Source organism: Aquimarina sp. RZ0 (assembly GCF_008370685.1).
Lineage (GTDB): Bacteria > Bacteroidota > Bacteroidia > Flavobacteriales > Flavobacteriaceae > Aquimarina.
On record NZ_VTZU01000009.1, the window covers coordinates 108,811 to 134,351 of the forward strand.

The 25,541-nt window shown below is 32.5% G+C and carries 21 protein-coding genes; 17 read left to right on the forward strand and 4 right to left on the reverse strand.

What is annotated here, in order from left to right:
- Window positions 1-59: 59 nt before the first annotated feature.
- The 3 genes from F0000_RS05740 (at window position 60) to F0000_RS05750 (ending at window position 4,390) form a co-directional block, all read left to right on the forward strand.
- Complete coding sequence (locus F0000_RS05740; protein WP_149623758.1) at window positions 60-2,231, forward strand: DNA mismatch repair protein MutS; 2,172 nt, start codon at window positions 60-62, stop codon at window positions 2,229-2,231.
- 176 nt (window positions 2,232-2,407) lie between these two features.
- Window positions 2,408-2,734 (forward strand): hypothetical protein, encoded by a 327-nt coding sequence (locus F0000_RS05745; RefSeq protein ID WP_149623759.1) that lies wholly within the window; start codon window positions 2,408-2,410, stop codon window positions 2,732-2,734.
- Window positions 2,735-2,776: 42 nt separating this feature from the next.
- The gene (locus tag F0000_RS05750; RefSeq protein ID WP_149623760.1) at window positions 2,777-4,390 is read left to right on the forward strand and encodes an FAD-linked oxidase; all 1,614 of its coding nucleotides are present in this window, start codon (window positions 2,777-2,779) and stop codon (window positions 4,388-4,390) included.
- A 164-nt stretch (window positions 4,391-4,554) separates the two neighbouring features.
- Here F0000_RS05750 and F0000_RS05755 read toward each other — a convergent pair whose 3' ends face one another.
- Window positions 4,555-5,394, reverse strand: coding sequence for a DMT family transporter (locus F0000_RS05755; RefSeq protein WP_368668073.1), 840 nt, complete (start codon window positions 5,392-5,394; stop codon window positions 4,555-4,557).
- A 404-nt stretch (window positions 5,395-5,798) separates the two neighbouring features.
- Between F0000_RS05755 and F0000_RS05760 the strand changes: the two genes are divergently transcribed.
- Window positions 5,799-6,761, forward strand: a complete 963-nt coding sequence (locus tag F0000_RS05760; RefSeq protein ID WP_149623761.1) for a carboxypeptidase-like regulatory domain-containing protein — start codon at window positions 5,799-5,801, stop codon at window positions 6,759-6,761.
- A gap of 45 nt (window positions 6,762-6,806) precedes the next feature.
- On the opposite strand, the gene F0000_RS05765 is transcribed toward F0000_RS05760, so the two are convergent.
- The gene (locus F0000_RS05765; RefSeq protein ID WP_255452630.1) at window positions 6,807-8,540 is read right to left on the reverse strand and encodes a SulP family inorganic anion transporter; all 1,734 of its coding nucleotides are present in this window, start codon (window positions 8,538-8,540) and stop codon (window positions 6,807-6,809) included.
- A 249-nt stretch (window positions 8,541-8,789) separates the two neighbouring features.
- Here F0000_RS05765 and F0000_RS05770 point away from each other — a divergent pair, with 249 nt between their 5' ends.
- Complete coding sequence (locus tag F0000_RS05770) at window positions 8,790-9,581, forward strand: MBL fold metallo-hydrolase (protein ID WP_149623762.1); 792 nt, start codon at window positions 8,790-8,792, stop codon at window positions 9,579-9,581.
- Window positions 9,582-9,851: 270 nt separating this feature from the next.
- On the opposite strand, the gene F0000_RS05775 is transcribed toward F0000_RS05770, so the two are convergent.
- Window positions 9,852-10,301 (reverse strand): cold-shock protein, encoded by a 450-nt coding sequence (locus F0000_RS05775; protein ID WP_149623763.1) that lies wholly within the window; start codon window positions 10,299-10,301, stop codon window positions 9,852-9,854.
- Window positions 10,302-11,224: 923 nt separating this feature from the next.
- Between F0000_RS05775 and F0000_RS05780 the strand changes: the two genes are divergently transcribed.
- The 8 genes from F0000_RS05780 (at window position 11,225) to F0000_RS05815 (ending at window position 20,798) form a co-directional block, all read left to right on the forward strand.
- Window positions 11,225-14,005 (forward strand): M4 family metallopeptidase, encoded by a 2,781-nt coding sequence (locus F0000_RS05780; protein ID WP_149623764.1) that lies wholly within the window; start codon window positions 11,225-11,227, stop codon window positions 14,003-14,005.
- 268 nt (window positions 14,006-14,273) lie between these two features.
- Window positions 14,274-14,864 (forward strand): pseudouridine synthase, encoded by a 591-nt coding sequence (locus tag F0000_RS05785; protein WP_255452631.1) that lies wholly within the window; start codon window positions 14,274-14,276, stop codon window positions 14,862-14,864.
- Window positions 14,865-15,004: 140 nt separating this feature from the next.
- Window positions 15,005-16,021, forward strand: coding sequence for a hypothetical protein (locus F0000_RS05790; protein WP_149623765.1), 1,017 nt, complete (start codon window positions 15,005-15,007; stop codon window positions 16,019-16,021).
- A gap of 366 nt (window positions 16,022-16,387) precedes the next feature.
- The gene (locus F0000_RS05795; RefSeq protein WP_149623766.1) at window positions 16,388-17,284 is read left to right on the forward strand and encodes a tyrosine recombinase; all 897 of its coding nucleotides are present in this window, start codon (window positions 16,388-16,390) and stop codon (window positions 17,282-17,284) included.
- 2 nt (window positions 17,285-17,286) lie between these two features.
- Complete coding sequence (locus tag F0000_RS05800; protein WP_149623767.1) at window positions 17,287-18,243, forward strand: hypothetical protein; 957 nt, start codon at window positions 17,287-17,289, stop codon at window positions 18,241-18,243.
- A 187-nt stretch (window positions 18,244-18,430) separates the two neighbouring features.
- On the forward strand, window positions 18,431-19,183 hold the full coding sequence (locus F0000_RS05805) for a leucine-rich repeat domain-containing protein (protein ID WP_149623768.1): 753 nt from the start codon (window positions 18,431-18,433) through the stop codon (window positions 19,181-19,183).
- Window positions 19,184-19,603: 420 nt separating this feature from the next.
- Window positions 19,604-20,119, forward strand: a complete 516-nt coding sequence (locus F0000_RS05810) for a DUF6452 family protein (protein WP_149623769.1) — start codon at window positions 19,604-19,606, stop codon at window positions 20,117-20,119.
- Window positions 20,085-20,798: a DUF6048 family protein gene (locus F0000_RS05815; protein ID WP_149623770.1), complete on the forward strand. Its 714-nt coding sequence runs from the start codon at window positions 20,085-20,087 to the stop codon at window positions 20,796-20,798. Before F0000_RS05810 ends, F0000_RS05815 begins: the two co-directional genes overlap by 35 nt.
- 210 nt (window positions 20,799-21,008) lie before the next feature.
- Here F0000_RS05815 and F0000_RS05820 read toward each other — a convergent pair whose 3' ends face one another.
- Complete coding sequence (locus F0000_RS05820) at window positions 21,009-22,154, reverse strand: class I SAM-dependent RNA methyltransferase (protein ID WP_149623771.1); 1,146 nt, start codon at window positions 22,152-22,154, stop codon at window positions 21,009-21,011.
- A 71-nt stretch (window positions 22,155-22,225) separates the two neighbouring features.
- On the opposite strand from F0000_RS05820, the gene F0000_RS05825 reads away from it, so the two are divergent.
- The 4 genes from F0000_RS05825 (at window position 22,226) to F0000_RS05840 (ending at window position 25,359) form a co-directional block, all read left to right on the forward strand.
- Window positions 22,226-22,957 carry a cyclopropane-fatty-acyl-phospholipid synthase family protein gene (locus F0000_RS05825; protein WP_149623772.1) on the forward strand — a complete coding sequence of 244 codons (732 nt, stop codon included), beginning with the start codon at window positions 22,226-22,228 and terminating at the stop codon, window positions 22,955-22,957.
- The gene (locus tag F0000_RS05830) at window positions 22,957-23,634 is read left to right on the forward strand and encodes a ZIP family metal transporter (protein WP_149623773.1); all 678 of its coding nucleotides are present in this window, start codon (window positions 22,957-22,959) and stop codon (window positions 23,632-23,634) included. Before F0000_RS05825 ends, F0000_RS05830 begins: the two co-directional genes overlap by 1 nt.
- Before the next feature lie 2 nt (window positions 23,635-23,636).
- Window positions 23,637-24,065, forward strand: a complete 429-nt coding sequence (locus F0000_RS05835) for a DUF4268 domain-containing protein (RefSeq protein WP_149623774.1) — start codon at window positions 23,637-23,639, stop codon at window positions 24,063-24,065.
- A 634-nt stretch (window positions 24,066-24,699) separates the two neighbouring features.
- Entirely contained in the window at window positions 24,700-25,359 is a 660-nt protein-coding gene (locus F0000_RS05840; protein ID WP_255452632.1) for a group II intron maturase-specific domain-containing protein, read from the forward strand.
- Window positions 25,360-25,541 lie beyond the last annotated feature (182 nt).

Genomic DNA, 25,541 nt, shown 5'->3' on the forward strand with positions numbered 1-25,541 from the left:
TCTCCTCTGGAGTTTTTATGATAAAAATAATATCACCTAAAAAAATATAGGGTAAACATATGATCCGTATTTCTGAAAAAACACTTAACGATCTAGAATTTAACACTGTACTCAATCACATATCTGAACTATGCAATACTGATTATGGTAAAATAAAAGCAAAAAAAATTGTACCATTTGCTACAAAAGAAGAACTAAATATTGCATTACAACAAGTATTTGAATATAAATCTTCTTATCTCAATGATGCCAAAATACCTAATCACGGATTTGATACAATTAACAAGGAGTTACAATTATTAGGGATCGAAAATACTTTTTTAGAAACAAGTAATTTAAAAAAGATCGTAGCTATCAGTAATACAAGTAATCAATTATTAATCTTTTTCAGAAAATCAAAAGAACTATATCCTGTTTTACATAGAACATCAGAAGAAGTCCCTTACACCAAAGAAATTGTTACTCAAATAGAAATTATCGTTGATAAGTTTGGTGAAATAAAAGACAACGCTTCTCCTTTACTATTAAATCTCAGAAAGGATATTAATGAGATACAAGGGAAGCTAAATGGTAGTTTCGGAAGAGATCTAACCAGATATAATAGTTTTGGATATCTCGATGATATCAAAGAAAGTATTGTTGACAATAGACGTGTACTTGCTGTTAAGGCTATGTATCGACGTAAGGTAAAAGGTACCATAATGGGAAATTCTAAAACCGGAAGTATTGTCTATATAGAGCCAGAAGCCACCATACAGTTTAGTAGGGTACTAAGTAATTTAAAATATGAAGAACGTGAAGAAATTGTCAAAATACTTAAAGACCTTACAAATAAAATAAGACCTTATTCAGAATTATTAAACCAATATCAGGAGTATCTAAGTGATATAGATGTAATAGCATCCAAATCTAAATATGCTAAAAAATTAAATGCTGTATTGCCAAAAATATCACATAATAATGAGCTGACACTAAAAGATGCATATCACCCATTACTGTATCTTAATAATAAATCCAAGGGAGAAAAAACACATCCACAAACAATCTCCTTAGACAACAACAATAGAATTATTGTCATATCCGGACCAAATGCGGGAGGAAAAAGTATTACCCTAAAAACGGTTGGACTTTTACAAATAATGTTTCAAAGTGGAATGTTGGTTCCTGTTCATGAGTACAGTAGAATCTTTGTCTTTAATACTGTTCTAACCGATATTGGTGATAATCAATCTATAGAAAACCATCTAAGTACCTATAGCTACCGATTAAAAAACATGAATTACTTCCTTAAGAAATGTAATGACAAAACATTATTTCTTATTGATGAGTTTGGTACTGGTAGTGATCCTGAGTTGGGTGGTGCTTTGGCCGAATCTTTTTTAGAAGTCTTTTATGAGCGGGAGTCTTTTGGTATTATTACCACGCATTATGCCAATTTAAAAATGCTGGCAAATGAATTACCAAATATGACAAATGCCAATATGCTTTTTGATGCAAGAACGCTGGAGCCCTTATTTAAGCTACACCTTGGAGAAGCAGGAAGTTCATTTACTTTTGAAGTAGCACAAAAAAATGGTATTCCCTATAGTTTGATAAATAAAGCTAAGAAAAAAGTAGAACGCGGTAAGATTCGTTTTGATAAAAGTATTGCAAACCTGCAAAAAGAAAGATCTAAACTACAAAAGACAACTGCTGAGTTAAAAGCGAAAGAACAAAAGGCAGCAGAAGAAAAAGAACGCCTGGATAAAATAAACCAACGTGTCCAAAACAAACTAGAAAGCTATCAAGAATTGTATGATAGCAATCAGAGAATGATCTACTTAGGTCAAAAAATGAATGATATAAGCGAAAAATATTTCAACAATAAAAGAAAGAGAGAACTCATTGATGAGTTCATGAAAATTGTACAAGTAGAAAACTCAAAAAGAAAAAAAATAACTACTAAACAACGAAAAGTAGAAAAAGCTAAAGAAAAAAAAGTTGTTAAAGAAGTAGAAAAAAAAGTAGAAGTTATTAGAGTAAAGAAAAAAGAAGAAAAAAAGAAGGAAGAAAAAATAGAACAGGCAAAACCCAAAATAACACTAAAAATTGGTGATAGAGTGCGCATGATTGACGGAAAATCTATAGGAACCATAGATATGTTAGAAAAAGGAAAAGCAGTAGTCAACTATGGTATTTTTACAACAAATGTATCTACAGATCAGCTGGAATTTGTAGAACGCAAAAAATGACACAGCCATTCAAAACAGAAATGGCATTACTGCCATTATTTTAAAAATTCAAAAAAAAAACAGGTAAAACCCCCTTTTCTTGTATCTAATATATACTTAATTTTAATGTATTAATAATATCTCCCCATATCCTTATATTATTTGTTGTTTGAATTCACTTTTAAGCTTTTGAGGTTATGAAAAATTCTATCCAATTACAAAGTATTTGTTTTATAGCACTGCTTATGATCTGTTGCCAGAGTTGTATGTCTACAAAAGTTGTCAGTGAGTATGATAATGATTCTGTAGCAAAAAATTCTAAAACCACCTGGAGCTATGCCTGGGGATTAGTTACCCCAAAAGATATTGATCCTAAATGTGAGTCCAAACGAATGAATGCTGTAACGAGTTCTACTAATTTTGGTTACATACTCATATCTACTATTACAGTAGGTATTGTGGTTCCGCAAACCATTACCTGGGAGTGTGCGCCCGTTGATACTCCTATTGAAGTTTTAGATTAATTATATTATTTGTTATCAAATACAGTTTATAAAAATTATGATATGGCATTACCTAGAGGCATAGAAATACTACCGATTACATCCTGGCAAAATAAGCATCAAAATTTTACCCAAAAACTAACCAAAAATGCTTCTTTTAAGCTAAGAAACGATCACTCGTTATCCAAAAGCTCTGACAAGTATAAAGCTACTACCAGAAACATACAATGGCTAATAGGTCATGCGATACAGCAGAAGATCAGATTACGTGCTATGGGCAGCGGTTGGTCTTTTTCCAAGGTAGCTGTATCCGAAGGAGGTATCATTGATACTAAATCATTACGCCTTTCTTTTTCTATAAGTAAATCTTATGTCTCTGGTCATTATCTGGATCAAGGCGGAATTCCTGAAAATCTATTTTTCACACAATGCGGAATGTCAATATTACAATTGAATGCTAAACTAGAGAAGGAGAAACAGCCAAGTCGATCTATTAAAGCATCCGGTGCCAGTAATGGACAAACAATTGCAGGAGCATTATCTACAGGAACGCACGGTGCTGCTTTTAATGTAGGCGCTATTCAGGATTTTGTAAAAGGAATACACCTTATCGTTGGCAAAAATCGACATATATGGCTAGAACGTCATTCTGATCCAATACTATCAGATAAATTTGTAGATTGGTTAGGTGCAGAAAGAATTCAGGATGATACTATGTTTAATGCCGCATTAGTAAGTTTTGGTAGTTTTGGATTTATCCATGGCATACTTATAGAAACAGAACCAACATTCTTATTAGAAGAACATCGTATAGATAAAATTGCCTATGATTCGCTTTTAAAAGACACCATGGTCACTCAAAATTTTTCAGCAATACAACATTTACTGCCTTTTCCTCAGTTTTCTCCTGATCGAGCGTTATATCATTTTGAAATACTTATAAACCCATATGATTTTGAGCCTGATAACAAAAATAAAGGAGTATATATAAAAGTAGCATATAAACGTCAGTATAGAAATAATTACATAAGAAGAACCAGAGATCATAGGGGGCTTACTTATGGAGATGATCTGTTAGGGCTTATACAAACAGTTATGGATAGTCTTGGTGCTTTATCCTCAAAAATAGTACCTAGCCTGGTAAATCTCTTATTTCCGTTGGCATATAAGGAAACTCAGGCATTAGAGGGAACTATTGGAGAGACCTATAACAATACAAAATTTAGAGGAAAAGTGGCAAGTGCCGCCCTAGGGATTGATATTAAAGATAGTGTAAAAGTTACGCAGGAAATCCTTGATATTATTAATGGAGGCGATACATTTCCTGGTGGAATCTCATTGCGATATGTAAAAGGCACGAATGCCTTATTAGGATTTACAAAATTTGAAAAAACCTGTGTTTTAGAATTAGATGGTGTGGATTCTGGAGTTACCCGTAATTTTTACCAAAAAATATGGAATAGGCTCGAAGTATTAAATATTTCATATACATTACACTGGGGTAAAATAAATTTTAATCTTAATTTTGATAGACTACAAAAAATGTATGGAGCTGCCACGGTTCAACATTGGATAGACACCCGTAATCAATTATTAGATAAAAATACTAGAAAAGTATTTACAAATAATTTTATTGAACGATGCGGTTTAGATAAAGAATCCGGAGTAATTGTTTAAATCTTTGCGAAGAAGTGTTTCACATCACAAAAGACACACATTATAGTAGTATTTTTATACCAGTTCTTAGTTGAAATCATCGTAAACTGAATCTTATTATTTTTTATTTCAAAGTGTAAAACAAAAAAATGATGTTAGTAGGTAATTTCATTTTAGAAATGATATTACTCCTTTTTTGATCTATATAGTATATTTAAGACAAGCCCTGTAATTACCATCACCGTCCCTAACAAACTAAGCAAGGGATATACATCCCCAAACCAAAAAAAACCGGCAATCATTGTAAAAACAACTTCCAGGTATTTTAAAGAAACCACTTTGTTGGTTACTTGTGATTGAAATGCCTTTGTCATAAATAACTGTCCAAAATAGCCAAAAACTCCTAAACTTAATAATAATATCCACTCCATCCCTTCTGGCGTTTTTTCCCAATTAAAAGCAGAAAGAATACCTCCTAAAAAAATAGAGATCCACATAAAATAATTAACAATTACCACTGGATGATCACTATGCCCGATTTTGTTGATAAGTACGTATACAATCCCACTGGAAAAGGCAGATAACAGTACCAAAAACAAACCTATAGAATTAATATTGGTATCAAAACCTTTTATGATCAACACTCCCGCAAAGGCCATAAAGAAAAATATCCATTGCACCCATTTTACGTGTTCTCTAAGGAAAATCACTGCGAGAATAGTAGCAAAAATTGGTGAAAGATATCGTAAGGATACTGCAGAACCAATGGCTAAATATTCTACCGACATAAAAAATAATGCCATCGATGTTGCTCCAGCAATCCCCCTATATATCATTAGTTTTTTCTCATTCCCTAAAATAGAAACTCTAGAATACATTAAAAATGGCATTGTAAAAAATAAAGAACCAAAAGACCTGAAAAACACTAATTGACCTACGCTAAACCCTACCAGATACTTAACCAATAAATTCATAACGGTAAAGGAAACAGCACTAAAAATCATAAAATATATTGCCCTCTTCAAAATAATTTTGTTATATACTAAGTAGCCATGACTAAGCGTTAAGTGGTAGAACTTATCTTGATTTTTTCTATTTCCTAAAAAATGACTGAAATTCGTCTAGGCTTCGATACTTTTTTCGTCTGTAGTATTGCTATAGAATACAAAAAGTGCCTCCTCTGGCAAATTTTAACTCATTTTCGGTTAAAAATAAAAAGCCAACATGAGTTCATAGTCAAATATAGAATTTGCTAACATATTCATACAGTAAATCCTATATAAGTTATGCCCAATAAAAAAATCTTTATCATATTTTTCTTTTGAATCCAAAACCTAAACAAATACTTCTCTTTGAACCATATTATGCAGAACAGGAAATTCTAAAATATTTTCACTAATTTAACCCCGAACTAGGCTCCTAATCTATTATGAATAAAGCATTCCTTATACTCCTCTTAGTCCTTATACAAAATATCCACAGTCAACGATATACCGTTCTGGATTCTATTAAAAAATCTCCTGTATCCTATGCTACTATTTCGTTTGGTAATGGCAACGGTTTGTTTGCCGATGCCGATGGAGTTTTTGAATTTTCTGAAAAAAGATATGCTGATATCGATTCATTATTTATATCAGCCTTAGGTTATAAAGAATTCGCTATAGATACTAAAAAATTATCTAAAAAAATTCTTCTTACCCGTGAAATTGCAGAACTTCAAGAAGTGATAGTTACGGCAGAGAACTTAGGGAAATACAAAACAAAAAAGAAAAACGCCAAAATTCACAATGACTATTTTAAATGCTGGTTGCCTACTGTAGAATCAGAAATAGCAGTGTTTTTTCCCAGAGACCCTTTAAAATCTACTAAAATAGCGTCTGTATTTTTACCCGTAAAAATGGAATCATCCAGAGGTTCTTCAGGAAAAAAACAAGCATTTTCTACCTTGTTTAAAATGCAATTTTATAGAAACTACAAAGGCACTCCCGGAAAGCGATTACCGAGTGAGGATATCATTTTTAATATCACTAATAAAGATAAATCTAATTTTGAGTTAGATATATCTGAATATAAAGTTTTTATTCCAAAAGAAGGATTATTTGTTTCACTTCAGGTATTAGGCTATGCAGATAAAGAAGGAAAATTACAACATACCAAGAAATATCACGAAGTAGAAACCAATAAGGGGATCATAAAAATATCAACTACGTTTAGACCACTGCTACCATTTACAGATAAAATTGCAGATAATATTACATTTACCCGGAGAGTATTTTTCAAAAACAGAACATGGCAACGTTTTGATAAAAAGTATAGTGATACTAATAACCTTATCAAAACTAATCATATGAATTATGGAATTGGTTTAAAAACGCATGTGTATGAAAAATAACATAAGCTGTTTCATTATTCTATCAGGGACTGAATACCCTAAACATCAATCCAGAAAAGATCTTTTCTCATTATATTGTAATGCGGCTTTAAAAGGATTTTTATAATTAGTAGTATCTTCTATATAACTTACAGCGTCGACTATATTCATAAAATAATGTTCAGTCCCCAAAATATCTGTAAATCCTGATCTCTTAAGAAAATCCCTAACAGGACCTATAGTTCCCGTAATTAATAGTTGTATTTTGCTGTCTTCTAAATATTGATGAATATCCTCCAGGATATGCAAACCCGTACTATCAATATCATGAATATTAGTACTATCCAAAATCAAAAAACCAGGTTTTTGACTTCGTTTTTTGATATGGTTCAAAATAGAATCTTTAAAATAGCTTGTATTTGCAAAATATAATTGGTCATCAAATCGTATAATCAAATACTTTAATGACTGCTTTGCTTCAGGGAATCTATTGATGTTACGGTAATACTCTGTATCCGGAATGTTTACCAACTCGGCTACGTGTGGTTTGGAGCTATAGTATTGTAAAAATATATAAGATACAATGACACCAATAAAAATTCCGCTTTCTACCCCAAAAATCAACGTCCCAATAAAGGTGATCATCATCACAATAAACTCACGTCTTCTTAGCGCTAATAAATACCTGGCTTCACTATAATTGATCAAGCCAAAAACAGATACTAAAATTATCGCTGCTAAAACTGCTTTGGGTATGAAATAAAAAAACGAAGTCAAAAAAAGTAAGGATACTAAAACCATAATTACTGTAATAATAGAAGAAATAGTTGTCTTCCCTCCTGCTTCGTCATTAATGGCTGACCTGCTATAGCTTCCGGATGAAGGGATCGCCTGAAAAAAAGCTCCTGCAATTTTAGCAATTCCCAAAGCCAATAACTCCTGATTTGGTCTAACAATGTGATCTCTATTTTTCATCTCCAGAGATTTAGCAATACCTATACTTCCTACATATCCAATAAAAGTAACCGTTAGAACGGATGGTATTAGCGCTACCATAGTATCATAATTCATTTTTGGAATACTAAATAATGGCAGACCACCAGGAACTTCTTCAATAACAGCCACACCCAAATCTTTTAAATCAAAAGCAAGTGTAATAATAGTAGTTATAACTAATACAAAAAGTGCTCCGGGAAAAGATTTTTTCCATTTTTTTAAAACAATCATAATAAACATAGAAATGCTACATATACCAAAAGTAATAAGATGCACTTCTGTAATATGCTGCATAACATACCACAAACTCTCATGTGTATATTTATAACCAGGAATTTTTATGCCTAGTGATTCACTTAATTGAGAAACAATAATTATAATGGCTGCAGCTGATATAAACCCAGAAATAACAGGTTGCGATATCAAATTAACCAAAAACCCCATTCTCAAAGCACTCATAATAATTTGTAATACACCAATCAATAAACCTGAAAAAATAACCAATTCCGTGAATTCTGTGCTAAATGGCGTTGCTAATTGACTCACTCCACTCATTACTAAAATAGCCGTAACTGCAACAGGACCAATACTCAATTGTCTGGATGTACCAAAAAAAGCATACAATATTAATGGTATCAAACAAGCATATAATCCATAAATTGGAGGTGTTCCCATTAATAATGCATATGCTATTGCTTGCGGAATAAGAATTACACCGACTGTAATTCCAGCAATTGCATCAGCCCTAAATGTAGCACGTGTATAGTCTTTTAAAGACGCTAAAATGGGAAGTATTTTATGCAATGTAGTAACTGTGTCTGTTTTTTTGGTTCATACTGTAAATCTACAATAGTTTATGATTTTATACTAAATGAAATATAAAAAGCATATTTATTTTTTTGATTCAATAGAAAGTATATTGTGATATGTATAAACAAGACAGTACCCTACCCGTCATTATCTAGTTAGTAATTCGATAGTTAATCTTACATTAAAATCTTTCAGAGTTTAACTTCATTTTATAACTTGTTAACATAATTAAAATAAAATTTAATGAAATCATACTCTCTACTTTTAGTAATTTCTCTTTGTTTGCTAAGCTGTAAAAACTCTAAAAAAGAAGCTATTGCCACGGACATCATAAATACAGAAATTGCAAACAATACCAAAGAAAAACTAATTTCAGATATAAAAATATCACCTATAATACATGCAACAACTGTAATAGAATATAACCAAAAAATCATATACATTGACCCTACGGGTGGTGCTAAAGCTTTTGAGAATCAAAAGCAACCTGACTTGGTACTTATCACTGATATCCACGGAGATCATATGAATATAGACACACTGGACAGCTTACACCTTTCTAAAGCAAAAATAGTTGTTCCTATGGCCGTTGCAGAAAAACTACCTGCAGCCTATACTGATCAATTAATAGTTATTAATAACGGAGAAACAAAAAATATCCAGGGAATCTCAATTGAAGCAATCCCAATGTATAATTTACGAGAAGAAGCATTAAAATTTCATACTAAAGGTCGCGGTAATGGATATATAATTACTTTAGGAAAAGAGCGAGTTTATTTCTCTGGAGATACAGAAGATATACCCGAAATGAGAACGCTAAAAAATATAGACAAAGCCTTTATTTGCATGAATTTGCCATATACAATGACAGTAGAAAGTGCAGCAAGTGCTGTTTTAGAATTTAAACCAAAACAAGTATACCCCTATCATTATAGAGGTACAGAAGGATTAAGTGATATTTCAAAATTTAAAGAAATAATCAATCAGGAAAATGACGCTATTGAAGTAATTCAGTTAGATTGGTATCCTAAGTAAACTACCTCGAGGCAAGCCCACAAGGCATTTATTGAAAAAAAACATTTTGATTTCGAGGCAAGCCTCGGAGCATTTAAATCTCGATTATCGAGTAACAAATGTTAAAAAATCGGTATTTATAGTTTTTCTATAAATACCGATTTTTTAATATATTTTATAATCTGAATCAGCTATTCTCTTAGAATAAGTTGAAAATTTAATAGTACACTATTTTAAATTTTCTTAAAACAACAGTCACAAAAATTGCGAGATATGTTTTCTTCTATGCCATTAAATCTTTTTTACTCGAACAGCATTCAGTCCCTTCATCCCCATTTCTAGTTCAAACTGCACTTTATCGCCTTCTCTTATCTCATCTATTAAACCATTTACATGAACAAAATACTTCTCCTGCGTTTCTTGTTCTGTAATAAATCCATATCCTTTAGAATCATTAAAGAATGCAACTTTTCCTTTTTTAATAGGATCTTCTTCAATATGTTCTTTTTTAGGAATTCCGATTTCAATATTCTCAGCTTTTATCTTTTTCTTTTTGGAGGGATCTGGGGGAGTATCTGTTAAATGTCCATTCTCATCAACATACGCAATCATGCTATCAAAACCGCTTCCTTTTTTAGAATTAGCTCTACGCTCTTCCTTCTTCTTCTGCTTATCTTCGCGTTTCTTTATCTTCTTTTTTTCTTTTTCAATCTTGCTAAAAGTTTGTTGTGATTTTGCCATTCGCTCTACTGCTATTTTTAATTAATATATTTTGAAATAAACTCTCGATCTGAGTTATTGAAAATACTAAACGAATGATTGGAAAATAGCAATTTACAACATCGATTTAGTTAATAATTTACCCGGTTATAAAAATAACAAGCATTACACATAGAAATAAGTGACATATAAATACTTCTCGAAAATTTGTACAAAGATAGTTCTTCCTTTTTAATTTTATAGTAAGTCTGCCCACCAATTTAATTGATCGAACTATAAAAAACATATTAATAGCTTTAATGAAACATATAATTTCATCACATTGATACTGCAAAAATATACACTTTTCTATGCGTTACAGTCTTGCCTATCTTTTCTTACCGTTCATTTAATAAATCTTCTGTAAACTTCGTGTTGGCTGGGATACGAGGTATTCATCTGAAAAAAAAATTTCGATTTCGAGCTAAACCTCTAAGCTTTTTAAATCTCGATTATCGAGTGAAAAAAGGATGTATACTTATCTAAATTTCCAAATCTTAAAATCACTGCCCTAAACCTCCAGATTCTGATTATACTTTCTGCAAATTAATTTTCAGTTATATTATCTTTAATTATAAATAAAATCTTCATTTATGAGGCAGTCAATTTTGCCAGCAGATAATTCAATTCATTTGTTGTGTATTGCCAGACCAAATTACATATCAATGCCGTCTCAAACTGTAGAGGTATAATAAATCATTCAACAAAAATGGTTACGAATAGATTATTAAAATGATATTTTTTCCTATTAAATAAAAAAACCATGTCAAGATTAATTTCTTCATGGTGCATTCTATCCACTTAATCGAAAAAGTTTTTTTCTGTGATAATATTTTAAGACTTTTAGGAGCTTTCTTATAATTTACCAACAAATTAAAGAGAACACTTAATCAAACTCAACAAAAATGAAAAAAAACTCTAAAAACCTCAGTATCCTATTTGGGATAGGAATCACCTTTTTATCTGTCACGGCGCAGGATAAAAACAACAATGTTTTTCAGCAACCATCAAGTCTTATTATTCTTAACTCTGAAACCAGTGGTCAGCAAAAAAGTTTTCAAAACCTATTTGATCAACATCTAAAATTAGGAAAAGGTAACGTATACCAAAAAACTAGTTCTCTCATAGATGATTTGGGAATTACTCATGAAAAATTTCAACAGAAGTATAAAGGACTTAAAGTTGAATTCGGAAATGCAGGAATTGACATTACACATGGAAAAGCTACTGCTATCCATGGGGAGTATTACAATGTAAAAAACATTAATACAACTCCAGATTTAAGTAAAGAACAAGCTTTGCAAAATGCTATTAACCATATTGGTGCTAAGGAATACCTATGGGAAAATGAAACCGCTGCGACGGCAATGAATTACACAAAGCCTGAAGGAGAATTAGTAATTCTTCCAAATCTGGATTCTAAAAATAAAAGTGGTGTAGTAACCGAATTCAATCTTGCGTACAAATTTGATATATATGCTACTCAGCCGATAAGCAGAGGCTATTTATATATTGATGCACATTCCGGATACGCTTTGTTTTATAATGCGATTATCAAACACATTGATGAACATAGTAATTCTTCTAAAAATTTAATATCCCTTGAAACCAAAACACTCAGAGAAACTTCATCATTTCTGGATACTGGTAATGCATCTACGCGATATAGTGGTAATAAAACAATTACTACCCGTACTATCGGTGGGAGTTTCGCGTTAAGAGATAATACGCGTGGTGGCGGAGTAAATACTTATGATAGTGGACGTTCAAACTCCTATCCTACTACTAATTTTACAGATAATGATAATAATTGGACAGCTGCAGAACATGATAATGCCAATAAAGATAATGCTGCCTTAGATGCACATTGGGGTGCAGAAGTTACCTATGACTATTGGTCTACAGTACACTCCAGAAATAGTTTTAATGGTACTGGAGCAGCAATAAACAGTTGGGTACATTATGATGATCGGCCTGGAGGTGCTGGATATGACAATGCGTTCTGGAATGGTAGGGTAATGACTTATGGAGATGGATCTTCAAACGGAAATGAAGGTAATGGATTTTTTGATGCGCTTACCAGTCTTGATGTTGCTGCCCATGAAATAGGTCATGCGGTAACGACATTTACTGCTAATCTAGCCTATAGAAGAGAATCTGGCGGTCTAAACGAAGGGTTCTCTGATATCTGGGGAGCAGCTGTAGAACATTTTGCAAAAGGAAACGGAAACGATGCTACACCATCAGAAGAGGTATGGCTTATTGGCGATGAGATTGATCGCCGTAGAGGTTCTGCAGCCTTGCGTTCTATGAGTAATCCAAAGTCTTTAGGGCAACCAGATACCTATAGAGGAACAAACTGGAGACCTGCTACCGTAGCAGAAGGATGTACTTCGCCTTCAAGACCAAATGATTTTTGTGGCGTACATACAAATAGCGGTGTATTAAATCACTGGTTCTATTTAGTTACAACAGGTAGTGCCAATACAGACGGAATAAATGATCTGGGAGAATCTTTTACCGTATCTGGTATAGGAATTGATAAAGCTGCCAAAATTGCATATAGAACATTGAATATCTATCTATCTGCTAATTCTACCTTTGCAGATGCCAGAACAGGTTCTATACAAGCTACCAAAGATCTTTATGGAGCTGATGGCGCAGAAGAAATCGCCGTTACTAATGCCTGGTATGCAGTAAATGTTGGTGATGAATATGGAGGATCTACTGGTGGCGGTAGCTCCTGTACTTCAAGCATCTCTTCTTTTCCTTATAATGAAGGATTTGAAAATACTTTAGGAGATTGGACACAAGAAACTGATGGTGATGATATCAACTGGGATGTAGATAGAAATGGTACCCCTTCTGACGGGACAGGACCATCTGGTGCAACTCAGGGATCCTACTATATCTATGTAGAAGCCTCAGGAAACGGAACAGGTTATCCTAACAAAAGAGCTATTTTAAACTCTCCTTGTTTTGACCTATCGGGTGCAACAAATGCCAACTTCACTTTTAGTTATCATATGTTTGGAGCCACCAATATGGGAAGCATTACTCTAGAAGCTAGTACAGATCAAGGAGTGAACTGGGCAAGTATCTGGAATCAAACCGGAAATCAAGGAAATTCATGGCAAAATGCAACAGTAGATCTTGCTTCTTATGTTGGTAATGAAGTACAATTAAGATTCAACAGGCTCACAGGAAATACGTGGCAAGCAGATATTGCTATTGATGAGATCGCATTACTTACAAACAGAAGTACAGTTACAGAAAACAATAACGTATGCGACAATTCACTGGAATGGGATGCTTCACAAAATTATCAAGTAGGTGATCGTATTGTCTATCAAGGAAGTTTATTTGAAAGAACAGCTACAGAATGGATCAACCTGGGATCTTGTGATGCAACCACCACAACAATTATTGGTGATACAGCATTTGTAAAAATACCTCCTTTTGATACTACGAATAAAATAATAGCGTATCCTAATCCATTAAAAGGATCAATACTAATGATTATTAAGAAAAGTTTGGATGCTAAAGATTATGAAATTCGAAATATCTTAGGGCAAATAATTCAGCAAGGAAAAGTTATCAATTCTATAAATGTTGAGCAGTTAGAAACCGGACTTTATTCTTTAAAAATTAAGAATGAAGGAGTGCTTCAATTTATAAAACAATAAGAAGAATATCTTTTTAACAATCTCATAAACCCTCAAAACGATCACGTTTTGGGGGTTTTGTAATTGGGAACCACTTTATTGCCCGTAAAATTTGCCATAAATTGATAATTATAGAACCATTTGATATTTGAATTTACTAATACCAGTATCTACATATGTCTTCCAAAATTAATATGATATTTTACAATTATTCTCTGATAAGTACTTTTCAAATATTAATTTTGAAAAATTTTCAGCATCTAATCCTGTATAATGTTTACCAAATACAATGAGTGATATTAGTGAAGTGCATAGACATTTTATGATTTATAAGCCGTATGGATATTTAAGTCAGTTTATTAATAATGGACAGAAGCAAAACTCTAAGCGATTGCTTGGAGAGTTATTTGATTTTCCCGAAAATACTATGTCTATAGGAAGATTAGACGAAAAATCAGAAGGCCTATTATTACTAACTACCGATGGAAAAGTAAGTAATTATATTTGTAGCAATAAAATAGAAAAAGAATACTATGCTCAAGTAGATGGTAAGATCACTGACGAAGGAATCATCAGATTAAAAAAAGGAGTCGAAATTGGATTTGAAGGAAAAAAATACAGAACAAAACCCTGTAAGGTATTACGAATTGATACTGAACCATTATTTCCCAATAGAAATAAAAAGATCAGAGATAGCAGGCACGGACCTACGAGTTGGATTTCCATAATTTTAACAGAAGGAAAATTCAGGCAAGTGAGAAAAATGACATCTGCAGTAGGATTTCCAACCTTAAGATTAGTTAGAGTTCGAGTAGGTAATCTATTGTTAAACAACATGAAATCTGGAGAAGTCAGAGAACTAGAAAAGTTTTATTTGTAATTTTTGGATTCACAAAAAACCATTGAATTATGAAAAAATTATGTTAATAATCTTTCTCCTATGTTTTTTCACCCATATATATATTATATATTTACTGCAGTCAGTTAGTAAATTATTAATTTTTTAAATTCTTTCACACAATGAAATTATTAAAGTCTATTCTTGCGATAGCTGTTATTACAGCTATGGTCAGTTCTTCTTGTACTTCTGATTTCTCAGAAAACATACAGGAAAAATCACAAACATCTTTTAACAAAAACAATATCACTCTTTCTGTAAAAAAATCGTCAGCCAAAAATGCAGGTTCTCTGAGTATATTTCAGGAATTAAATAAAAAATTAGCAGGAAAAAACTACGAAATCGCACAAGTAGAAATATATACCGCTATCACCGAGGCAGCTGATATTCATGCAGCTAGTATTTTACCAGTTCCGGGAGCATCATCGGTTGACTATAGAACGGGGTTTCGGTTTATCCCTAATGATGCCAGAAGAGATAATAGAACAAATCTCACCTATGTAACAGTTTCTGAATTTGCAACCTCTGCCAACGGAATTGTGTCAGAAGAAGTTTTTGATGCCATGTATAATATTTGGGAAAATGAAACTAACTGTAATAATGTAGCGATTGATAAACAAGCCTTTGATTTGGCAACAGACGGATTACCTAGCACTATTTTAAGTCTTAATGGAGGAGATCCTCTAGGACCAATTGCAGATCATAATGTTATTGGATATGTTCCTGCCTTTATTTTTGAAGAAATCGGTGCACCACCAGGAGTTTTGGCAGTAAATTTTTCTTTTGCTTTTCTAGATGAAGATGGCAACAGAACAGACATCAATAATGACGGGAAATTTGACACCTCTCATACAGAAACCTGGTTTAACGATAGTGTAAACTGGAGTACTGATGGAGCTCCGGGAACTGTGGATATAAATAGTGTGGCATTACATGAATTTGGTCATTCTGTAGGGCATGGACATTCTGGAACACTATTAGCCAGTTTTGATGAAAATGGTCAGTTTACAGGAGAATTTTTGCAATTCTCCCCTACCAATGTTATGAATGCAAGCTATATAGGAATTCCTAAAACAGATCTTTCTGGAGATGATAATTCTATCTACTGCGAAAATTTTAGTGCCTGGCCTTATTACTAAAATAAGTTTTTGCTAAAAATAGCAAGTCAATAGCAGGCATCTTTTACTAATATGAATTACATCTTAAAATAGTAATTTATGCTGTTCTCTCATACGGAGTCATAAGATGCCCGCTACTGTTATTTATTATTCTGTACCATCATAGAATCCTTACTTGTCTATGATTCCTCCCCTATCACGATACGTTTTATTTTTATTAGAAATGAACTACAAGGATCTCATAGGTAATCATCAATACCATTAACAAGCTTGATTCCCTTTAGAATCTATGATTTCATAGAAATACATCTATTTTCAAAAATTAGCAATTATATATTTTAAAAGTATTATTAGCATCAAAAACGTTTTTCTTTTTATATTAGAAAAATGAAATGGAGCCACGCTATAAAGGACTATGAACACTATTTACGTATCGAGAGAGGACTTTCTAAGAATTCTATAGTTAATTATAATTTTGATGTCATCAGGCTAGTAAAATACCTTGAAGACAATAATATTAGTACAACTCCACTTTCTATAGAAAAAAATATTCTTCAACAATTTATTTATGAAATAGCAAAACTGGTCAATGCAAGATCGCAGGCACGAATAATATCCGGACTAAAAAGTTTTTTTAATTATCTCGTTTTTGAAGATTATAGAGAAACAAACCCAATGGATCTTATAGAATCTCCAAAAATAGGCAGAAAATTACCAGATACACTATCAATAGAAGAAATCGATATCATTATTGCGGAGATTGACCTTATTACACCAGAAGGGGAACGAAATAGAGCTATTATAGAAACATTGTATGGATGTGGATTACGGGTAACCGAACTTATTGAACTAAAGCTCTCTAACCTCTTTTTTGATGAAGGATATATCAGTGTTACAGGAAAAGGCGATAAAATGAGGTTCGTACCCATTGCAGAAACAACACAAAAATTTATTCACATTTACACAAAGGAAATTAGAAATCATCTTACCATTCAGAAAGGGCATGAAGACACATTATTCCTGAACAGAAGAGGAAAACAGCTTACCAGAGCTATGATTTTCACAATTATAAAACGACTTGTAGAAAAATCAGGAATCCATAAAAACATAAGTCCTCACACTTTTAGACATTCATTTGCAACGCATCTTTTAGAAAACGGTGCAGACCTGAGAGCAATACAATTAATGTTAGGACACGAAAGTATTACGACTACAGAGATATACATGCACATAGATAGAAGTCATCTTAGTGAAGTTATCAATACTTTTCATCCTCGAAGATAAATATGTTACTAAATACTCTAAGAAAAAATATAAGTTTTATCATATTCTTGGGTTGTTCTATGATGTATTCTCAGCGTTTTGGTGCTAATGGAGGACTAATGATGAAAGTAGAAATCACATTAGGAAATCAAAATCAGTGGTTGAAACTTGGTATCTTTAGTTTTGGGACACTTAATTATGGAGATATGTCAGTAGAAAGCGGAATATCTTTTGCCAGTTATCCGTTTTTAAAACGGCATACTGTAAAGACTCAAGGTTTAGCATATTCTTATGAGTTTTTTGCATTAGGCGGTATCGGTAAAAATGACAACTTATTGGGCTCATCCCTTTCTGAAATTAATACTACAATCTTGTTTAATTCTAAGGAAAAATCGGGGTTTAATGGGATTGGTTTTGGTTTTAGCAAAGAATATTTACCAAAAATCTTAAAATCATATGGACTGAGACGTGGAGCATTACTTATGCGTTTTAGCAATGCCAACCACTCAATTCATGTCGCTTTTTATAATGATTTTAAAATAGGTTGGTTTCATGGGGCAGGAACAGATTATGGAGTAACAGGGACATTAAATATTGGTTTCACAAGAATACAAAATGACAATACGATACATCAGTTTGGAATCGGAATTGACTTGTTTACAGCAAGACCTGATTATAGCTTATCCCCAAGAAATCCAATAAACTCTGATGATGGTCGTAAGAATGTCTGGTATACCTTACCTCCACTAAAAGAACTTTTTTACGGAAACGTATATGCATTTGCAACATATCAGGAAAATAATTTTTCTGTCCATAGTAAACTAGGCATTAACAGCCAGAAAGCGGGTGCTTATATTCAAAATATATTACATGACGGTTTAGGGCTCAACCCTCGCTTTCCGTGGCAGGTAGAAACCCGGGATAAAATGTATATAGAAGTTAGTGCAAATACATTTATTAAAAAGATCACAAATGATTAAAAAAAGAATTACAAGCCTTTTATTTTCTTTGCTTCTACTCTGTAATTGCTCAACTTACACCAGTTTTTATAGTAAAACACATGATACCCTCAATAATAAAAATATCAACAGTATTCATAGACTTGATTTTAGCAATCAAAACCTAAGTAAGCTACCTTCTTCTATTGCTTCCATAAAAAACTTAAGAATGATCAACTTAAGTAATAATAAGAATCTGAATTTAGAGGAAACTTTTCAGGAATTAATGCAGCATAAAAATTTAGAAATATTAATACTGGACAGTCTTAATATTATAAAACTACCAGATGCCATTAAATCTCTCAGCAATCTAAAACAACTTTCTCTTATCAATAACCCCAAATTAGATCTTGTACAGATATTTGACCAATTATCAGAACTACATATTGAATTTTTAAATCTTAAAAACAACAATATTTCATTATTACCAGAAAACATCACGAAACTTCAAAAAATAAAAGACCTTAATCTATCATTTAATGTATTACAGCATAAAAAAAATTATGAGTATTTAAGTAAATTACCTCTACTCTACTCACTATGGATAGATCATAATAATTTAAAAGAACTACCAGAAACCATTGGTGCATTATCGCAAATTAGATTTTTATATATCGATCATAATTCTTTAGAAAAATTACCTGAGAAAATCACAGAAATGAAAAAAGTATGGGTCATTCATGCCGGGTACAATCGTTTCAGACGGCTACCTCCCGAATTTGTAAAAATGAAAGCACTCTTAATGGTACACATCAACAACAATCAGATAACGACTATTCCGAATGTTTATGAAACCGAAAAATATCCTCTTGCCGGATTACTTCTGGACAATAATCCGATTAATGATATAGAAATAAATAGAGTAAAAAATATATTTAAAGGCTTTTTTCTTCTCTCATTTGAACAAAAAAAGTATGACTAGACAGGTCTCTACGAATTTTTAAAACAAATATTTTTCTGGTTCATAAACAACTAACTGGTTTAATTGACTAAAAACATACTATTTTCAGCAACGCATTAGAATTATCTCAGTCTTTCTTTTTGAGAAATAACCTATTCTTATTGGTTTTTCTTTTTTACTTTTGGCGATGTATATAATTTATAGAAAAACCCTTTGTAGTTTCTACATTTTTTCGTTCACCAGTCTGGTTTTAGTGTTCATTATATGAATTGGAAAAAATTATGGTGTGCTACGATCCGAAAAGCAAAGAGTAGCATGATTAGATTATGTTACAAACCTTTTTAGAAAAACTAAGTATGAGGTTTTATAAGAAGTAAGTGTAAATACTATAGATAGATCTACCCATTAAAAAATGTGGTATTGGTCATAAAAATATAATAGATGAGATTATTTAAAACTATAATTCTTATTATCTGTTCCATAACGGTAATACATTTTAGTATTAGTTGTGAACGAGATGATATCTGCGCAGAAAATGCGGCCACCACTCCTTTTTTGATTATCAAGTTTATTGATGATGTTACTGCGACAGATACAAAAAGACCAAATGAGCTTCAGATAGGCGCAGAAGGTTCTGATACTGTTATTAATTTTGAAACGAATCTGGATTCTATTATGATTCCGTTAAAAACCGATGCCAGTTTAACTAATTTTAGATTTACTATAGACTCTGATACTACCGATGACGCGACTATTCCTAATGTGGATATGCTTAGTTTTCAGTATAGCCCTCAGGAAGAATATGTAAGCAGTGCTTGCGGTTTTAGAGTCATTTATAATGGTTTAACGAATTCATTAACTCCAGAAGAAGGAGGCGAAAACTGGATTAAAAGAATATCAATACTAGAACAAAATATTATCAATGAGACAAATGCGCACGTACTTATTTTTCATTAGTCTCCTGATATCAGGTACTATTTTAAGTCAAGAAGAAGACAAAACAGTTGCTGCTAGAGATACATTACCTCCGGCAGAAAAATATGGATTGAGGCTAGGAATAGATATCAATAGGATTATAAGAACTGCCATTAATGATGATTATTCTGGTTTTGAGATTATTGGAGATTATAGATTTTATAAGGATTTTTATATTGCCGCAGAGATCGGCAATGAATCTCTTGTACGAGATGAAGAAAATATAAATGTAGAAGGCTCTGGAACGTATGGTCGTTTTGGTATTGATTATAATTCTTATGACAATTGGTATGGAATGCAGAACAGCGTATATGCCGGTTTACGCTATGGGTTTTCTTCTTTTGATCAAACCCTTAGTGATTACAGAGTTTTTACCGGAACGGATTTCTTTCCTGATGAAATCAGAACAGACGAAAGAAAATCAAATGGCTTAACTGCTGGTTGGGTAGAGCTTGTTTTAGGCTTAAAAGTAGAAACATTAAAAAACCTGTACCTTGGTGCAAATATTTCTATAAGAAGATTAGTAAACGAAAAAGACCCTGAAGGGTTCGAAAACCTTTTTATACCTGGATTCGGCAGAACTAATGATTTTAGTTTATTTGGTGTGGGATATAACTACTCTATCAGTTACCTGATTCCTTTTGTAAAAAAGAAAAGATAGCTACATACTTCACTCATGACTATGTAGTTTTACTATAAAGTAGTTTATACTTTTTTGATTCTGAAGAAAATAGTTATTTTTTGATCAATTGAAGTGTTTGTTAAACTTCATAGTAGTGTCGTTACGAACTAAGAAAAAGCCATAAATAGAGTAAAAAAGACAGCATTTTTATGGTGAATTGAGACAGTTCAAACTACTTCTGTATTGGCATTAGGATTTATCTTGAAATTTTGCTTTTTTACTTCCCGCATATATTTCATATTTTACCAAACGAGACTCCAGTTTACCATTAAAAACTTTGATCTTTCTTGAAGGTCTTAGCCCAACATATTTTAAACCTTCCAAATTAGAGGTAATAAACCAGGCGTTGGTTGCAGGATAATGCTGTTTTAAGGTATCACCAATCTGCCCGTAAAACACTTCGGCATCTAATTCTAATCGTTCTCCATATGGAGGGTTAAAAACCATGTGTAATTGTTTTTCTCCTTCCTTACTACTTTCGAAAAAATTACTATCCTGAATCTTTATAAAATCAGTTAGATTGGCATTTTCAACGTTTTGTCTGGCCTTCCTGATAGCAGAAGGAGCTTTATCACTACCAATTATAGTATGATGAAAATCTCGAGTTTTATTGAGACAAGCTTTTTCAATTTTTTCGAATAAATCCATATCCCAGTCCAACCATTTCTCAAAAGCAAACTCTTTTCTATTAAGATTAGCAGGAATATTACAGGCGATCATGGCAGCCTCAATAGCTAATGTACCGCTACCACACATGGGGTCCAGAAAATCACATTGTCCATCCCAACCGGATAACAACAATAAACCAGCCGCCAAAACCTCATTGATTGGTGCTATATTAGTCATCGTTCGATATCCTCTTTGATGCAATGATCCTCCAGAGCTATCCAGAGAAACAGTACATAAATCTTGTTGAATATGAATATTGATAGTAAGATCCGGATACTCAGTATCTACACTAGGTCGTTCTCCCGTTTCTTTTCTGAATTTATCTACGATAGCATCTTTGGCTTTTAAAGAAGCGAATTGAGAATGTGTGAAAATTGTGGAGTTAACTGTTGTATAAATAGCAAAGGTATCATTAGTATCCAAATACTCATTCCATTGTATACTTTGAATAAAATTATACAGTTCCTTTTCGTTTCTAATCTTTTTAGAAGTGATAGGTTTTAATATTTTTAATGCTGTACGCAAACAAAGATTAGCTTTGTACATAAATCCTATATCGCCATAAAAACTAGCCATGCGATTTCCTTGCTCAACACGCTCTGCACCTAAGTTTCTAAGTTCTTTTGTTAATATTTCCTCAAAACCAAAAAAGGTTTTGGCCACCATTTTAAATGAATTACCCACTATCTTTAAATTCGCTATAATTAAACCGCAAAAATACATTAATTTTGCGCCCTATGCTAAAAGATTCTACAATGTGGTATGCATCATGGTTTGACACACCATACTATCATATATTATACAAAGACAGAGGACAACAAGAAGCGCGGGTATTTATGGATACATTGACCAACTACCTGAACTTAGATCATGATGAAAAAATTCTTGATCTTGCTTGCGGTAAAGGAAGACATAGTATCTATTTAAATCAATTAGGATATGATGTTACGGGTATTGACCTCTCAAAAAACAGTATTGAATACGCTTCTCAATTTGAGAACGATACCCTACGATTTAAAGTCCACGATATGTGCGCTCCTTATCCAGGAAAATTTTCAGCTGTTTTTAATCTCTTTACAAGTTTTGGTTATTTCGAAAAAGAAGAAGAGAATCTAAATACGATAAAGGCAATAAAATCTGATCTTAATGAAAAAGGATTAGGAGTCATTGATTTTATGAATGTAGCATATGTCACAGCAAATCTGGTTCCAGAGGAAACAAAAGAAATCGAAGGGATTACTTTTTACATTAAAAAATATGTTAAGGAAGGATATATCTACAAAGAGATCAGGTTTACGGATAACAATGAAGAGTTTTTATTTACTGAAAAAGTAAAAGCAATTACGCTTAAAGATTTTGAACGTTATTTTGAAAAAGCCGAAATTGACTTACTCGATATTTTTGGTAATTATCAGTTAGAAAAATTTCATCAGACTACCTCTCCCCGACTTATTTTGATTTTTAAATAGTGAATAGTTATATTTTATCCATATCTGCAGTTTTTATAGGTTCGATCATAGTATATATTTTTAAGAATGCAAATCAAAAAAACTTAAAACTCCTTTTAGCCTTTAGTGGCGCATTTCTTCTGGCAAGTACTATTTTTAATCTATTACCAGAAGTATTTGAGGATCATACATCTGCAAAAAAAACAGGTGTATGGATTATGATAGGAATACTACTTCAGAAAGTACTGGAATACTTTTCAAAAGGAGCAGAACACGGGCATATCCATATTGACAAAGAGACAAAAAAAATTCCTAAACTACTGTTTATAAGTCTGGGAATCCACGCGGTACTGGAAGGATTTCCAATTCATCAAACAGAAGGAGTTCTCGTCGGGATTATTATACATAAAATTCCGGTAGCTATGATCTTAACAACCTTTTTATTCAAAACAGAAATCAAAAAATCTGCTATATTACTTTTCCTGACTCTTTTTGCCTTTATGACCCCTTTGGGAACCTTGATAGCGGCATATTTTGAAACTGCACAGGATTATTATACAGAAATTACAGCACTCGTCATCGGAATATTTCTACATGTCTCAACAACAATTCTTTTTGAAAGTAATGAGGGACATAAGTTCAATATCACTAAATTGATGGTTATATTGATTGCCACAACAATAGCTTATCTTATTTAATAATGTATAGCAAAGAAGCGTCAAAACAAATCAGACAAGAGTTCTGGACTACTTTTGGAACAATGTACCCGCATAAATGGTTATTATATAATACCAAAATAAAAGATGTAACTCTTAAGTTCACTTTCACTACCAAAAAAGCACAAGTTTCTATTGATATAGAACCTTCTGATGAAATAATAAGAGTTTATTATTTTGAAAAACTTACCAGTTTAAAAAATATTCTTACTACAGCATATCTCACTGATATTATTTTTGATGAAAATTATGAGTTAGAAAATGGTAAAATTATCTCACGTATTTATGTTGAATTACTACAAGTAAGCATTCATAATAGAAAAACCTGGCAAGAAACTATGGAGTTCTTACATAGTAATATGCTTAAACTAGAAACTTTTTTTCTGGAATATAAAGATGTTATTGAATCGTGAATTTACTATAATACAATGTTCTTTTTTTACCTCGGCTGCTATGATCACATATTGTCTTATGGTCGATTTATTTTTCTGCGATTAATTCAATCCGCTCACAATTTAACCGAAACATTTTTCCGTTCTCGAAAAGATAAATTATACGATTTGTGATTAAAAAATTCGTATAAATTCATTGAATTATTTTTTCTTTATGCAAGGCAAAAAAATCAAGCATAGCTATAGCTACGGTTTATTTTTTAAACGAAGTAGAAAGGAAAAAGAAACGATGAATATGCGAAATTTTTAGTTATAAATCGTATTATATCGTCATTCTCATTTGGTTTTCCGCGTTTCATATATCCATCATTGATCTCGCGCATTGATTTGGGAAAGAATGAAATTCCGTTCAAAACATTTTTATCTTCTGGAAAATCGGAATTATCTCCTTCTATCAAATTTTTAAAAGTAGTGTTTTTGTGAATGAAAGTTAGTCGTTCAAATTCGTTTTCAGGGATCCAATTCCCATTCGATTTGGTGAACTCAATTCAAACATTATTATTTAATTCCGAAATTTCTTTGAATTCAAAGTTGTTATGCAAATCAATGTGAATTCCGCTTAAGTCCGTTACTGTCTAATATATTATTAGATCAGTTGGATAAATACCTAAAGAATAAAGGACTGAGGTTTATACGCTATGCTAATGATTTTAGTGTGTATACAAAATCAAAAGCAACAGCCCGCAAGGTTGGCAATGCGATATATCTGTTTTTACGAGATAAACTAGACTTACCGATCAACCGAGCAAAGAGTGGTATACGCAGACCCAGTACATTTGAGGTATTGGGTTATAGTTTTGTACCGATCTACAAGAAAGGTACAAAAGGACACTACCAGTTAGTGGCAGCAAAGCACTCTTGGCGGGGTCTCAAGGGTAAGCTCAAGTATGTTACCAAGAAAACCTTACCTATGTCATTTGCAGAAAGACTGGAAGGTGCGCAACGAATCTACAGAGGTTGGCTCAATAATTACCGTTTAGGTAATTTGCAAGCTAAACTAAAATCTCTGGATGAGTGGTTACGAAACAGGCTGCGATATTGTATTTGGCATGACTGGAAAAAGCTGGAGCGCAAGCGTAAAAATCTGATTCGATTAGGTGTAGATCAAGGAAAAGCCTATGCTTGGAGTCGTACAAGAATGGGAGGCTGGGCAGTAGCTCAAAGTCCTATTATGAAAACTACGATCACTGTTCAACGTCTAAAGAGAAGAGGGTATGAGTCCATGCTGGAATATTATCTCAAAGTAAAGTTTTGATACTACGAACCGCCCAGTACGAGACCCGTACGCTGGGTGGTGTGAGAGGTGCACTCCAATGTCGTTTAGTTAAGGAAACAGGTGTATTGAAAATCGTTGGTTGAAATCTTTTTTTCTGATTTAGTGGTAAATGTGTACATGGGTATTACTACCTCTTCTATAAAGAAGGATAAACTTGAGTT

Coding starts and splice junctions, on each gene's coding strand:
- F0000_RS05740 (WP_149623758.1), top strand. CDS start 60: ATGATCCGTATTTCTGAAAAAACACTTAACGATCTAGAATTTAACACT.
- F0000_RS05745 (WP_149623759.1), top strand. CDS start 2,408: ATGAAAAATTCTATCCAATTACAAAGTATTTGTTTTATAGCACTGCTT.
- F0000_RS05750 (WP_149623760.1), top strand. CDS start 2,777: ATGGCATTACCTAGAGGCATAGAAATACTACCGATTACATCCTGGCAA.
- F0000_RS05760 (WP_149623761.1), top strand. CDS start 5,799: ATGAATAAAGCATTCCTTATACTCCTCTTAGTCCTTATACAAAATATC.
- F0000_RS05770 (WP_149623762.1), top strand. CDS start 8,790: ATGAAATCATACTCTCTACTTTTAGTAATTTCTCTTTGTTTGCTAAGC.
- F0000_RS05775 (WP_149623763.1), bottom strand. CDS start 10,301: ATGGCAAAATCACAACAAACTTTTAGCAAGATTGAAAAAGAAAAAAAG.
- F0000_RS05780 (WP_149623764.1), top strand. CDS start 11,225: ATGAAAAAAAACTCTAAAAACCTCAGTATCCTATTTGGGATAGGAATC.
- F0000_RS05785 (WP_255452631.1), top strand. CDS start 14,274: ATGAGTGATATTAGTGAAGTGCATAGACATTTTATGATTTATAAGCCG.
- F0000_RS05790 (WP_149623765.1), top strand. CDS start 15,005: ATGAAATTATTAAAGTCTATTCTTGCGATAGCTGTTATTACAGCTATG.
- F0000_RS05795 (WP_149623766.1), top strand. CDS start 16,388: ATGAAATGGAGCCACGCTATAAAGGACTATGAACACTATTTACGTATC.
- F0000_RS05800 (WP_149623767.1), top strand. CDS start 17,287: ATGTTACTAAATACTCTAAGAAAAAATATAAGTTTTATCATATTCTTG.
- F0000_RS05805 (WP_149623768.1), top strand. CDS start 18,431: ATGATCAACTTAAGTAATAATAAGAATCTGAATTTAGAGGAAACTTTT.
- F0000_RS05810 (WP_149623769.1), top strand. CDS start 19,604: ATGAGATTATTTAAAACTATAATTCTTATTATCTGTTCCATAACGGTA.
- F0000_RS05815 (WP_149623770.1), top strand. CDS start 20,085: ATGAGACAAATGCGCACGTACTTATTTTTCATTAGTCTCCTGATATCA.
- F0000_RS05820 (WP_149623771.1), bottom strand. CDS start 22,154: ATGGTGGCCAAAACCTTTTTTGGTTTTGAGGAAATATTAACAAAAGAA.
- F0000_RS05825 (WP_149623772.1), top strand. CDS start 22,226: ATGCTAAAAGATTCTACAATGTGGTATGCATCATGGTTTGACACACCA.
- F0000_RS05835 (WP_149623774.1), top strand. CDS start 23,637: ATGTATAGCAAAGAAGCGTCAAAACAAATCAGACAAGAGTTCTGGACT.